Source organism: Thermomicrobiales bacterium (assembly GCA_023954495.1).
Classification (GTDB): Bacteria; Chloroflexota; Chloroflexia; order Thermomicrobiales; family CFX8; genus JAMLIA01.
On sequence record JAMLIA010000083.1, the window covers coordinates 1 to 13,290 of the forward strand.

Consider the following 13,290-nt stretch of genomic DNA (forward strand, 5'->3'; position numbering starts at 1 on the left):
GGGATCTCCAGCTCCAGTGTTTCGATCGGTTCGCAGACCTGCGTGCCGGCCTGCCGCAGCGCTCCCATCAGCGCCAGCGGGGTCAGCTTGCGGAAGTCACCGGCTGTGCTGACCGGCGACCAGTAGGCCAGGTCCTTTAGTGTGACGACGCAGTCGATCACCTCCCAGCCGCACAACCCCTGCTGCAGCGTCTCGTAGACGGTCTCCTCGATCGCCCGGTAAAACGCTGGCGGCAGTGAACCGAGCTCGCGTTCGTAGCGGATGCCGCTGCCCGATGGCCCGGCTTCGACCTGGAAGCCCAATCCGGCGTAGTACGGGTTGTCATCTGCGCCGATCACTTCGGTCTGCGCGCCGCTGCCGATGACGCGCTCGACGCAGATTGTCCGGCTCGGCCCGAACCAGACGTCGAGGCCGTAGTCGCGGGTCAGCGTGTCGGTCAGTACCTCCTTCTGCACCTCGCCGAAGAGGCGTACCGAGATCTCGCCCGCTTCGTTGCGCTGGCGGAGGGAGATGAGCGGATCCTGCTCGGCAAGCTGCTCCAACGCCTCGCGTAGCTGCGTGATTTTGCTCTTGTCGATCGGGCGGACGATGCTCTCGAGCGCCGGTGGCGGGAACGCCGTCGGTGCTCTGCCCACCCCGTCCTGCTCGCCAATGTGGTCGCCGATGCGCGCGTCGCGCAGCCCATGCAGGATCGCGATCTGGCCAGCTCGCAGCTCGGCGGACTGCACCGTCGCACCACCGCTGAACCGGTCGATTGCCGTGATGCGCTCGTCGATCTCCAGCGTTTCGCCGAATGTGTTCCGTCTTTGCAGCAAGACGTGCTGGCGGACGACTAGCCGACCGCTGAACAGTCGGACGTAGACGAGCTTCTCGCCGCCCGGTCGCCGCGCGATCTTGAAGACCGTCCCGCTCGTCGGCGCGTCGCAATTAGCCTCTGCCGGCGGCAGCCAGTCGGCGATGCTGGTGAGCAGCGCATCGACGCCGACGCCAGTCATCGCCGAGCCGAACAGCGCCGGCACGACATCGCGCGTCGCCACCTGCTGTCGCAGCTCGGCAGCGAGGAACGCGGACGACGGCGCGCCATCGCTGCGCTCGTACTCCTCAATCACCCGCTCGCTTGTCTCGGCCAGCAGGTCGGTCAGCGCCGCCAGATAGTCCGGATCGTCGCGGTCGATTGGCTCGACGTTCGCCGTGCGCTCGCCGAGGTCGGTTGCTTGGTTCAGCGCGACGACGCGCAGCCCGAGCTTCTGGCGGATATCGTCCAGCAGCGGTTCGCCGCGTGCACCGAGGCGGTCGATCTTGTTGACGAAGACGATCAGCGGCAGGCCAGCTGCCCTGATCGCGCGCGCCAGCCGTCGCGTCTGCGGCTGGACGCCCTCGACGGCCGAGACGACCAGCACGACGGCGTCGAGCGCATCGAGCGCACGCGCCACCTCGGCGATGAAGTCGCCGTGGCCAGGGGTGTCGATCAGATTGACGGTGAGATCGTCCAGCCGGAACGACGCGACCGCCGACCAGATGGTGATGCCGCGGGCCCGTTCGAGGTCCCGCGTGTCGGTCTGTGTTGTGCCTTTGTCGACGCTGCCGGGCGCGGCGATGACGCCGCTCTGGAAGAGGATGCGTTCGGTGAGGGTCGTCTTACCGGCGTCGACATGCGCCAGGATCCCGAGGTTGAGTTCTGCCATGCACGCTACCTTCGTTGAAGAAGCAGGTGGACGTCTGGTTCTTCAACAGGCTCCGCATGGGACTCTCCTTCTCACTCCGGATCGCGCAACGATGATGGGCGCGACAGCATCGCGCGGACGCATCGTAGCAACAGACGGCGGATTGCGCTACTGGCCGCGGGTCGTCCTGCGGCGCTGCGGCGTCGCCTCACGGCGAGGACGGCGCCAGCGCCATCCCTACGAAACGGCAAACGAACTCGTCGTCCACAGGACACCCCCTCTCCCAACGTTGGGCGGGAGCCCTCTGGGCAGCGGCCGGGGGATGAGGGCCGTCCTCACTCCACCACCGGCAGCGTGATCCGCGAAGGGTGCGCGGCGTCGTGGTGGATCGTATTCTCAGCGACCTGCGACCGGTGGTGGCGGCCGATCGGTTCGCCGGTGTTCGGGTTCGGGTCGAAGCGCGGGAAGTTGCTGGATGAGATGTCGACCCGAATGCGGTGGCCACGGCCGAAGACCGCGCCGGTGCCGTACATCGGGATCGTCAGCTCGTAGACCTGCCCCGGCTCCATCAGCGTCGGGTTGGCCGGATCGTCGCGGTAGCGGCAGCGGAAGATCGTGTCGGACAGGTTCAGCGCGTAGCCGTGCGGATAGTCTTCCGACGGCGGGAACACATCCACCAGCTTCACGGTGAAGTCCGTGTCCGGCGCGGACGACGAGATGTAGAGCGTGGCCTCCAGTGCGCCGATGACCTGCACTGGTTCGGCCAGCGGCTCGGTCTGGAAGACGACGACATCGTCGCGCGCCGCCAGCGGCATGCCGGTCTCGGGATCGCGCTGATCCTGCCCGCCGATCGAGACGACGCTGTTCCAGCGCTGCTCGTAGCTGATCCGTCCGCGCTCGTCGCCATCGACCGCGATCGCGTCGGAGAGCGACGAGAGGTTGCCGCCGACGGTCGGCACCGGGTTGGTCGGATCGTAGCGGAACGTCGTCGATGCCGTGCCGGTTCCAGCGATCGTGCCGAGGCCGCCGTCCGGCAGCAGGTAGTAGTCCGTCTGCGTCGTGCCGGGGAGCGGCAGCGCGTCCGCGTCGATCCAGTGGCCACCGCGCCAGAGGCGACCGTCGTGGGTGCGGCGCGTCTCGCCGTCGCCATCACCCATAACGAACAGCCGCGCTGCCGGCTCCTCACCGACGCCGTTGTCGATCCCCTTCAACCAGTGGTCGAACCAGCGCAGATGCAGGTGGAGGAACTCCTCGCCCAGATTCCCGGCGACTGGGGCAGTCGGGCCGAGCTCGACGTCGCCAGCGTAGCTGACATCGACCATGCTGTGTGTCCACGGGCCCATCAGCAGCCGCACCGGGCCGCGCTTGCGCTCGCCCAGCCCGGCGAAGTTCTCCAGAGTCGCCCGAGTGTACGAGTCGTACCAGGCGCCGCAGAGCAGCAGCGGCACGTCGGCGTGCTCGTCCCAGTACTTGGCGAAGTTGAGGCCTGGGTGGTCCCAATACTCCGTGTAGTCGCCGTTCGTGTAGAGATCCAGCGCCCAGCGCTCGACCGACGGCACCAGCGCCAGGGGCGAGAGGCCCGGCCGCAGCGGCAGGTGCTGAAGCCATTCCAGCGACGAAACACTCTGCAGCGCTGCCTTGCGCACCGGATCGTTGACGACCTCCGGATGGGTTGCGGCTTCCATGAACGCCCAGGCCAGGAAGCGCAGCTCCATCGCGCCGTTCTGCCGCACCGAGCTGGTGTAGGCGTTCGCGCCGGCCTGGTTGACGACCATGGTCGCCAGGCTGGGCGGGTTCAGCACCGCCGCTGCGGTCTGCGTCCAGCCGAGGTAGGACGTGCCGAACATGCCGACCTTGCCGGTCGACCAGGGCTGCGCGCCGAGCCACTCGATCGTGTCGTAGCCGTCCTCTGGCTCCTGTGTCAGGAAATAAAATGTGCCCTCGGAGCGATAGCGCCCGCGGCAGTCCTGGATGGCGACGACGTAGCCGCGGCGGGTGAAGTACTCCGCGCCGATGCGCGTGTCGTCGTTGCGCTTGTTGTAGGGCGTGCGCACCAGTAGTACCGGGTGACGCCCATCGACGCGCACACCGGGGTCGTCCGGTTGCGCCGGGAAGTACAAGTCGGTCGCCAGCCGCACCCCGTCCCGCATCGGCATCATGACCTCCAGGGCGGCCAGTACCCCGTACTCTTCCGCCGATTCCGCCGCGCCTCGCCACTCACCCACGCGCTCCTCCTTCGTGCTGCGTTGTCGCTGCCAGGATGTATCCGTGCATGAGACCGCGAGACGTGACGCTCGTCAAGACCGCCAGCCGTAATCGGCAGCGACGAATTTCCGCGGCATTGGAATGTATCGAACGGGTGGGAGATCTTTCGGTTGCGACCTCAAGATGACAGGTGGAAAAGTTGGTCGCCAAGCCAGCGAGCCGTGCTGGACAGCCGGGGGGTGGTTAGTGCCAGCAATGGCGAGTAGTCCGCTCGGCGGCCAACCCTTGTCCTGCCATCTGCCGCCCAGGGGGCACCCGCAGTGAGAGATCTCTCACCCGTTTGACTCAGTCCAACGTTGGAGAGATTTCTCGGCTCACTCAGCGCATCTATGATTCGTCTACGTTGGCATTGGCTCCCCCAAGGAGAGGACCTGCATGGCTGACCTGGCAACCCTGAATGAGTTTCTCGCTGGCGCGTCGGTCGATGACGCGGTGTTCGCGCTGCGGCCGGACTATCGCGTCATGCTGCTGGCGGTCGATGGGCGAGCCGGGCGAGAGTGATGAGGCGAACGATGCGCTGTTGCAGCGCTCGGAGGCTGCGCAGTCGCGGCGCTCGGTGATGCGCCGCCCGACCAGCTCCCGCACGTCGCGGCCTGGCGCGATGCCTACCGCGCGTTCGGCGCGAAGCCGCAGCGTACGCGCAACAGCCTGGAGGCGCTGTTGCGGCGGGCTGCCGACGGCCTGCCACGGATCAACCGGCTGACCGACATCTACAACGCGATCTCGGTACAGCATCAGATTCCGCTCGGTGGCGAGGATCTGCACCGCTACAGCGGTCCACCGCGGATCCGCGCGACCGGTGACGAGTCGTTCGACACGGTCGCGGGCGGCGAGGAGATTATCGAGCATCCCGAGCCGGGCGAGGTGATTTGGTGCGACGATGCCGGGGTGACCTGCCGACGCTGGAACTGGCGGCAGGCGCGCCGCACGCAACTGCACGACGAGACGACCTCCGCGATCTTCATCCTCGATGCGCTCGAGCCGCTGACCAACGCGGCGCTGCAGGCGGCGACTGATGAGCTCGTTGGCCATCTCGCTCGGCTCGGGCCCGACATCGTCGTTGCGCAGCGGTTGATCGGTGCCGGCGGGAGCGCGGACTGACCGCGTAGCTCGCGCGGGTCAGCTGGCTCCGCAGCCATCGTCGCGTGCGAACCTGATGGCGTCTTCCTGGCTGAGTGCAGCGCCCTCATTGAACAGCGCAGTCCAACGTGTTGCGCCGAGTGCGTCCGCCCGGTGCAGGAGGTCTGGTCGGCTTCCTCACGTTCGGCGGTCGCGGCAATCGCGCGAGCCTGCTTCGTATCTGCTGTGCGGCACCCAGCAGGCGCGCCGCACGCTCCACCTGTCGGTCAGTGACGGCGACGGCGGCGAAGCGCTCGAGCGTGACGGCGATCTGGCGAGGATCGTTCATCGCGACGTTGAGCGTGAGCGCTTCCCGCAGCGCGGTCGTGGCGCGTTGCGTCTCCCCCTTGCGGTTCGCCACGTTGCCGAGGTTTGAGTAGATCGCGCCGGTCATGCGGGTGAACCCCCGCCGCGCGCGAGATCGACAGTGCCTCCTCGCGCAGTGACCGTGCGGTCAAGGTCGCCGAGGTAGAACCAGGCCGCGCCGAGATTGCTCAGCGAGCGCACCAACGCCTCCGTATGGTTGATCCGTCGTGCAAGCGGAACGCAGCGCTCCCAAATCTCGATCGCGCGGGAACTCCCGTAGTCGTAGGCAATGCCGGCCAGCAGGATCAGCGAGTTCACCTCCCCGGCTGTATCGTCCGCTGCCTGGTAGAGCACGACACTCTGCTTTCGAAGAGTTGGTCGCCGCCGATCGCCCTGCGTTCCAGCATGCCGCCGGCCCGACAGAGCAGGGCCCGCACGGAGAGCGGCGCGTCCCCAAAGTCGGGCCGAGCCAATGCCCGCTCAACCCACTCGCGACCTTCGCCGATGTAGCCACGCAGCAGCCAGAATCGACCGAGCGCACCGACCAGCCGGATCTCCGTCTCGCCATCTGGCTGGTCGCCTGCCCAGCCGAGCGCCCCCAGGTTGTCATGCTCGGCTTCAAGGCGGGGGAGCCAGGCGCCGGCCCTGACCGTAGAGATCATCTGCCGATTGCTCGGCCAGCGTCATGTGTAGTAGTGCGCATGCCGCGCGCGCAGCGCCGCCGCCTCCGACTCGCTCGCCAACCGCTCGGCAGCGAACTGACGCAACAGCTCGTGGAGCGCGTAGCGCCCGGTTCCGCTCTGGCTCAGGAGCGACCTGTCCACCAGACGGACCAGCACTCCGGCGCGTGTGGCTGCGACTTCCTGTGCGGCGGCGCGATCGAAGCTGCCGTGAAAGACCACCAGCCGCATCAACGCCCGTCTCTTCCTCACTGAGCAGACGCCACGAGTGCTCGAAGACCGCGCGCAGGCTGCGATGTCGGTCCGGAATGTCGCGGGTGCGTGCTGCCAGCGAGTCCAGATCGGATTGCAGCGCGTCGGCGATCTCGTCGGTGCTGTAGTGATCGATCCAGTGCGCGGCCAGCTCGATGCCGAGCGGCAAGCCGTCGAGCAGCCCACACAGGCGCGCGGCACCGGCGACCTCGTTCGCCTCCTGTCCCCAGCCCGGAACCCGACGACCTGCATGATCCAGGAACAGGCGCACACCGGCGTGCCCGGTCGGGTCGGTCGCCGCGGTGGTCGGGACGGACAGACCCCCAGCCGCAGCAGTGCTTCTCCGCTGATGCCCACTGGTCGCGTGATGTCGCCAGGATGCGCAATCCCGGCGCGGCGCGCAGCAGTGTCCGTGCAACGTTGCCCACTTCGGGCAGATGCTCGCGTTATCGAGAATCGTGGCGCCGTTCGGGCGCGGAAGTGATGGCAAGGGCCGCCAGCGGGGCGCGTTGGCCATCCATGACCAAACTAAGCGGCAGCGGCAATGGCCCCGCGACGGTCGCGACTTGCAACGCCGGGTCCGCACCGGCCTGCACACCCGCCAGCGGCACCCACCAGACGCCATCGGAGAAGCCTGCTTGTATGACCCAGGCGCATTCGAGGGCCAGCCGCGTTTTGCCAACCCGCCGGCACCGACGATCGTTACCAATCGCGATGAACTATTCGGCAGCTTGAGCAGCCTCGCCAGTTCCTTTCGCGCCCGATCAGCGGCGCGAGCGCGGCCGGCAGGTTGTGCGCGTGCGATCGGGCGCTCGGCAGTGCGGTGGGTGTTGTGCTCGCAGTGGCACCGCTCGCTCGAATGTGCTCGGCCATCTGCGTCGTTTCGCGGTCTGGCGCGACGCCGAGGCCATTGCGGAGCGTCTCGACGCAGCGGGCATAGGCGGCCAGCGCGGCAGCGCGATCTCCGTTGCGCGCGTGCGCGCGCATCAGGTGGCGGTAGGCGGCCTGCCAGGGATCGAGTGCCAATTGCCGCCCGGCAGCGGCCACCGCCTCGGTGGGGTGCCCGGCAGCGAGGTGATGCTCAGCGACTGCCTGCAGGATTGTCAGCGCTCGCTCGCGCAGCTCTCCCGCTTGAGCAGCAGCCAGTCCTCAAACGCCTCGCAGCTCGGCAGGTTGAATCCGGCCAACAGCTCGCCCTGATAGAGCGCGGCGGCTCGTTCAGATCGGCTGGCTCCGGGCTTTCGGCCAGCCGCACGAACTCCCGTATCGACCACAGCCGCATCGGCGCGCCACTGCAGCGCCGTGCGGTTCGCACCGGGTTCGTGTCGTTTGCGAAAGCGGCTCGCAGGCGCACGAGTGACTGCGTCAGGTTGCGCAGCGCGTCGGGCTCTGGCAGCTCCGGCCATAGCAGCCCGGCCAGCAAGCTGCGGCTATGGGGCCGATCCGCCTCAATCGCCAGATAGGCCAGCAGCGCCTGAACCTTGACGCCGCGCAGGCCGCCGAGGGCGCGCCGTTGTGGAGCACCTGGAACGTGCCCAGGCAGCGGATGTCGTACCCACAGGGGGACTCCAGAAACGTATATCAACACTGCGAAAATGCACATGAACACGCTCACCATATCACGACTCAACCGCATTCGTGCAAACAGAATTGACACCATTTTTGCGTTCCAGTCGCAGTCAGGTCGCATTGCAGTGCAGTCATCGGTCAGGCTGAGAGCATGAACGGACGAGAGCAGTGACACATCCGGGGGACACGCCCCCGCGTGCGCCCAACGTCAGAGCTTTTTGCTCACGTTGTGGCAGGAGCAGGCGGGTGGACCATGGCGGGCATCGTTGCGCCCGACTGATGGTGGCGAGCGGTCGGGGTTTGCGCGATCGAGCATCTTGCCGCCTATCTGCTGCGCCTCACCACGCCGGATCAGGACGAGCGTACCGCATCAGATGCGCCGGATGCGCCGTCCTGGAGAGACGATGCCGGGCCGGCGTAAGACACCGGCGCAGCAACGACGGAAAGGTGCAGGGAGATGGAACGACAGCAAACGATCCCGATCGGTCAGGCGCGATTGCGAGTGCTGATCAGCGCGCTGCTGCTGGCCGGCCTGCTCGTCACGCTCGTCCCGGCGGTGAGCCGGCCAGCCAGCTTCACGGTAACGAACCTCAATGAGTCCGGGGCTGGCTCACTACGTCAGGCCTTGGCTGACGCGAAGGCGGCGGTTGGCGACGATACGATCTCGTTCGAGGATGGGTTGACCGGCACGATCACCGTCGCCAGTCAATTGGTCATCGATAGCAACGTCATCATCCAGGGACCGGGCGCGGAGCTACTGACGATCAGCGGCGGCAACACGACCCGTGTATTCCTGGTGAAGGATGGTGTCACTGCCACAATCGATGGGCTGGCGATCAGCGATGGGAGTGCCGACAATGGCGGCGGTATCCACGTTGCTTCGAGCACGCTCAACGTCACCAACAGCGTGTTCACTGGCAACGGGTCCTTCGGGGATTGGCGCGTGTGGGGCGGCGCAATCAACGCCTCGTGGAGCACGGTCACTATCACGAACAGCACATTCTCCGGCAACAATGGATATATCGGAGCCGCCATCCATTCTGCTGATTCAGTGGTACGCGTTGAGAACACGACGGTAGAACACAATGACAGTATCTACCTTGCCGGTGGGGTGTCGTCGATGGGAACTGGCTCTGTCACGATCGTCGACAGCATCTTCACCGACAACACCGGAAATGCAGGAGCATTTGGCGGTGCGGTATATGCCGAAGGGAACGACCTCACCGTCATCGACAGCACGTTCTTCAACAACGATGCGGGTCCATTAGGCAGTTTCGAGGCGCTATCGCCAAGTCTTTCGGCACCCTGACGGTTACCGGGAGCAGCTTCATTGAGAATAAGCTGAAGGGTGGCGCTATCTACAGCTCCGACGCAACGATGCACATATCGGACAGCGAGTTCGTCGAAAACACTAGTTGGCGCGGTGGTGCCATCTATGCCGAGGGCGAACAAGCCGCCAATACCATCAACAACAGCACATTTGATCGGAATCGTTCGGTGTATGACGGTGGTGCATTGTACGCGGAGTACCCTTTACCATCGTCAACAGCACATTCACTGGCAATACCGCAAAGAGGGGTGGAGGGATGGCTGTACTCCACTGGCCCCCACTGACTTTGTTGTTGCTAACAGTACCTTCAGCGGGAATTCGGCGGCTGACAAGGGAAACAGCATAGCCAACTGGAGCGCATGACGATTACCGGTTCGATCTTTGCCGATCAAAGATGGATCATCCTGCTGGATCAACGACCCAGGTACGCTCATCGTCGCCGAGATCGTCGATAGCGGCTACAACCTGTCCAGTGACGCGACCTGCGTCAGCGCGCCACCAGCCTGCCCAACACCGACCCGCTGCTCGAGCCACTGGCGACATCCGGCGTGGCGACCAACGCTGTGCTCGCGCAAGCCGGCGGTCCGCTCGGTCCCGTGGCTGTCTTGTGCGTCGGTGCAACAGATCACGCTGGAAACAGCGGTTCGGCATCGGCGACATACAGTGTGTTCGATGGAACGCCGCCCGTCATCACCTACACGCTTGATCCCGCTATCCCAAGTGGCGACAACGGGTGGTACGTCGGCGATGTTACCCTGACCTGGACGGTTATTGATCTGGAGTCACCAGACACGCTTAGTCAGGTGGGTTGCGCCGACCAGACCATCAATGCCGATCAGATGAAGACAACCTATTCGTGCCAGGCGACCTCGTCGGGTGGTGCGGCGGCGCAGGTGGACGTGATCATTGGCCGCGACGCGACCGCTCCGGTTGTGACTGTGGCCGGCGTTGCTGATGGTTCAACCTACCCGGCTAGCTCCGTTCCGGTCGCAAGTTGCACCACGACCGACGCCACCTCCGGCGTCGCGACACAGGCCACCGTCAGCACGACAGGCGGACCGGTCGGCGACATCACCGTCACCTGCGCTGGTGCGACGGACAACGCCGGCAACACAGCGGCAGCAGCCTCGGCGACCTACTCCGTGCAGTATGACTGGAATGGCTTCAGCGGCGTGGTGAAGAACCAGCCGAAGGCGACCACCTGGATCGCCTTGCTGCCGGTGCCGGTCCTGTTCTCGATCGATGGCAACCAGGGACGCGACGCCGTCACCAGCATCACCTCGCGCAGTTGCAGCAACGCACCGGGTGTTGGTGAAGTCAGTGCCGGATCGCTGTTCAACATCGGTGTGGTCAGTCTGGGACGCAGCGACCAGTACCTGTTCATCTGGACGACGCCACGCTCGTGGGCGCGCACCTGCCGCGTGCTGACCGTCACCCTGGCGGATGGCACGTCTCACGAAGCGATATTCAACTTCAAGTAAGCAACGCGGCATACAACCGCCCGCAGCGGGGTTCTGTTCGTCACCCAGCGCCCTGCTGCGGAACGACATACGCCGGTAGAAATGGTGATTGAAAGGGATATGGATATGGCGAGGCCTGTCGCAGTTTACTCCTCCCGCTCGTTCGTGCGCTTGCTCCTGAGCGCCTTCCTGCTGGCCGGCCTGCTCGTCACGCTCGTCCCTGCGGTGAGCCGGGCGGCGAGCTTCACCGTAACGAACACGGACGATAGCGGCCCCGGGTCGCTGCGTCAGGCTGTGCAAGATGCATCAGGGTTGTCGGGTGACCACACGATTACCTTCGCCCTGAACAATTGCCCCTGCGCGATCGTCCTCACGAGTGTGCTGATAATCAGTGGCAACATCACGATCCAGGGATTGGGCGCAGACATGCTGACGATCAGCGGTGGGAATGCCACGAGGGTGTTCCTGGTGAAGGACGGCGTCACCGCCACGCTCGACGGCCTGACGATCAGCGATGGCAGTGCCGAGGAAGGCGGCGGTATCCACGTTGCTTCGAGCACGCTCACCATCACCAACAGTGTCTTCACCGGCAACGGCTACGTCAACGTTTGGGGCGGATGGGGCGGCGCAATCAACGCCTCGTCGAGCACTGTCACCATCACGAACAGCACATTCTCCGACAACACCGGATATATCGGTGCCGCGATCCATTCTGCCGATTCAGTGCTGCGCATCGAGAACACGACGGTGGAGCACAATCTGAGCACCTACCTCGCCGGAGGGGTGTCGAGCATGGGCACCGGCTCGGCGACGATCGTTGACAGCATCTTCACCAATAACGAAGGCGGTGAATCAGGCACCGGCGGCGGCGTCTACGCTGATACTGACCTCACCGTCATCGGCAGCTCGTTCTCCAATAACGACGCGGGTGAGTATGGCTGGGGTGGCGGCATCGCCATGTTCGGCGGCGATCTGGCGATTACCGGGAGCAGCTTCATCGAAAACACTGCCGACGCTAGTGGCGGCTATGGAGGCGCGATCTTCACGACGTACGCAACATCGATAGAGATCGCTGACAGCGAGTTCGTTGAAAACACGGGCTGGATGGGTGGTGCTATCTACACTGAAGGTGACTCGACCATCAGTATGATCAGCAGCACGTTTGATCGGAACCATGCAACGGATACCGGCGGTGCAATATACGCGTCAAAACCTCTCAACATCATCAACAGCACGTTTAGCGGCAATTCCGCAAAGACGGGTGGAGGGATCGGTTCGTACCAGTTTGGCTCAGCGGCTGACAATGTTGTTGCCAACAGTACCTTCAGCGGGAATTCGGCGGCTGACAAGGGAAACAGCATAGCCACCTTCAGCCCCATGACGATTGCCGGTTCGATCTTTGCCGATCAAGATGGATCATCCTGCTGGATCAACGACCCAGGTACGCTCATCGTCGCCGAGATCGTCGATAGCGGCTACAACCTGTCCAGTGACGCGACCTGCGTCAGCGCCGCCACCAGCCTGCCCAACGCCGACCCGCTGCTCGAGCCACTGGCCGACAATGGCGGCTCCACGCAGACCCACGCGCTCGCTTCGAATAGCCCGGCGCTCGACCGTATCCCGGTCGGCACCCTCGGCTGCGGCACGACGCTCACGATCGATCAGCGCGGCGTCGAGCGACCACTGGGGACGGCCTGCGACATCGGTGCGTTCGAGGCGCTCGCCGACACCACTGCCCCGGTCATCACGCCGACGGTGAACGGCACCCAGGGCAGCAACGGCTGGTACACCAGCGACGTGACCGTCTCCTGGAGTGTCGTTGACGACGAGTCGGCCATCAGCGCCTCGGCTGGTTGTGACGACGCGATCATCACCGAAGACACCGCTGGCACGACGCTGACCTGCGAGGGCACCAGCGCCGGTGGTACCGCCAGCCAGTCTGTCACCATCCAGCGTGATGCCACCGCACCCATCGTCAGTGTCACCGGCATCACTGATGGTGCGGTGTATACGGTCGGCGACAGCATGCCGTCGGTCGGCTGCCTCACCATCGACCCCACGTCAGGCGTGACGACCGCTGCAGAGCTCAGCATAACTGGCGGTACGGTCGGTGACATCACCGTCACCTGCGCTGGAGCAATCGACAACGCCGGTAATTCCAGTTTGCCCGTCTCAGCAACCTACACGGTTCACTACGACTGGCAAGGTTTTGTCCCCGCAACGGATTCTCGGCGCGGACCGAGAAAGCTGCTGGCCGGTCCCCCGCTGACCGTCGTGTTCGTCATCAATGGTGGTGTTGGTCTGGATGCAGTGGAGAGCATCACATCGATCGCCTGTAATGCTGCCCCAGGGACGGAGCCGACGATCGCCCTGCCGGTGGGTCGTAAGGGCGAGTTACAGCAAGGTGCCGCAAACACCTTCATCTTCCAATGGAAAACATCCCGCGCGATGGCTGGAACCTGCCAGGTGCTCCGCGTCACCCTGACGGACGGCACCTCCCACGACATCACCTACCACTTCCTCTAAGAGGAAGCGTTGCTCTCCTGACGATGATCGCCCCAACGGTCATGGCCAGGACCTCCACACAGAACGACGGCGGGCGAGCGCGCGCACGACCCCCCGCCGCAATCCGGCAACCCGCAGGG

General features: G+C 65.0%; 12 protein-coding genes. 4 read left to right on the forward strand and 8 right to left on the reverse strand.

Annotated features, from left to right (window positions below; translation table 11 throughout):
• Nucleotides 1-1,685: TetM/TetW/TetO/TetS family tetracycline resistance ribosomal protection protein (locus M9890_13210; GenBank protein MCO5177909.1), on the reverse strand; the 1,685-nt coding region annotated here is incomplete at its 3' end.
• Between the two features lie 314 nt (nt 1,686-1,999).
• The gene (locus tag M9890_13215) at nt 2,000-3,889 is read right to left on the reverse strand and encodes a CocE/NonD family hydrolase (GenBank protein ID MCO5177910.1); all 1,890 of its coding nucleotides are present in this window, start codon (nt 3,887-3,889) and stop codon (nt 2,000-2,002) included.
• A gap of 688 nt (nt 3,890-4,577) precedes the next feature.
• On the opposite strand from M9890_13215, the gene M9890_13220 reads away from it, so the two are divergent.
• Nucleotides 4,578-5,030, forward strand: a complete 453-nt coding sequence (locus M9890_13220) for a phenylalanine--tRNA ligase beta subunit-related protein (protein MCO5177911.1) — start codon at nt 4,578-4,580, stop codon at nt 5,028-5,030.
• Nucleotides 5,031-5,115: 85 nt separating this feature from the next.
• Here M9890_13220 and M9890_13225 read toward each other — a convergent pair whose 3' ends face one another.
• The 6 genes from M9890_13225 to M9890_13250 all read right to left on the reverse strand — a co-directional run bounded on the left by M9890_13225 (nt 5,116) and on the right by M9890_13250 (nt 7,560).
• A complete protein-coding gene (locus tag M9890_13225) occupies nt 5,116-5,442 on the reverse strand; it encodes a hypothetical protein (GenBank protein MCO5177912.1) in 327 nt (108 codons plus the stop codon).
• On the reverse strand, nt 5,439-5,708 hold the full coding sequence (locus M9890_13230; protein ID MCO5177913.1) for a hypothetical protein: 270 nt from the start codon (nt 5,706-5,708) through the stop codon (nt 5,439-5,441). Before M9890_13230 ends, M9890_13225 begins: the two co-directional genes overlap by 4 nt.
• Nucleotides 5,669-6,016 carry a hypothetical protein gene (locus M9890_13235; GenBank protein MCO5177914.1) on the reverse strand — a complete coding sequence of 116 codons (348 nt, stop codon included), beginning with the start codon at nt 6,014-6,016 and terminating at the stop codon, nt 5,669-5,671. Before M9890_13235 ends, M9890_13230 begins: the two co-directional genes overlap by 40 nt.
• Nucleotides 5,973-6,557 carry a hypothetical protein gene (locus M9890_13240; GenBank protein MCO5177915.1) on the reverse strand — a complete coding sequence of 195 codons (585 nt, stop codon included), beginning with the start codon at nt 6,555-6,557 and terminating at the stop codon, nt 5,973-5,975. Before M9890_13240 ends, M9890_13235 begins: the two co-directional genes overlap by 44 nt.
• A gap of 431 nt (nt 6,558-6,988) precedes the next feature.
• Complete coding sequence (locus M9890_13245; GenBank protein MCO5177916.1) at nt 6,989-7,384, reverse strand: bacterial transcriptional activator domain-containing protein; 396 nt, start codon at nt 7,382-7,384, stop codon at nt 6,989-6,991.
• Nucleotides 7,385-7,389: 5 nt separating this feature from the next.
• Nucleotides 7,390-7,560 carry a hypothetical protein gene (locus M9890_13250; protein MCO5177917.1) on the reverse strand — a complete coding sequence of 57 codons (171 nt, stop codon included), beginning with the start codon at nt 7,558-7,560 and terminating at the stop codon, nt 7,390-7,392.
• Nucleotides 7,561-8,312: 752 nt separating this feature from the next.
• Here M9890_13250 and M9890_13255 point away from each other — a divergent pair.
• From M9890_13255 to M9890_13265, 3 genes are all read left to right on the forward strand, one after another.
• A complete protein-coding gene (locus M9890_13255) occupies nt 8,313-9,164 on the forward strand; it encodes a right-handed parallel beta-helix repeat-containing protein (GenBank protein ID MCO5177918.1) in 852 nt (283 codons plus the stop codon).
• 686 nt (nt 9,165-9,850) lie between these two features.
• Nucleotides 9,851-10,666, forward strand: a complete 816-nt coding sequence (locus M9890_13260; GenBank protein MCO5177919.1) for a PxKF domain-containing protein — start codon at nt 9,851-9,853, stop codon at nt 10,664-10,666.
• 105 nt (nt 10,667-10,771) lie between these two features.
• A complete protein-coding gene (locus M9890_13265) occupies nt 10,772-13,171 on the forward strand; it encodes a PxKF domain-containing protein (GenBank protein MCO5177920.1) in 2,400 nt (799 codons plus the stop codon).
• Nucleotides 13,172-13,290 lie beyond the last annotated feature (119 nt).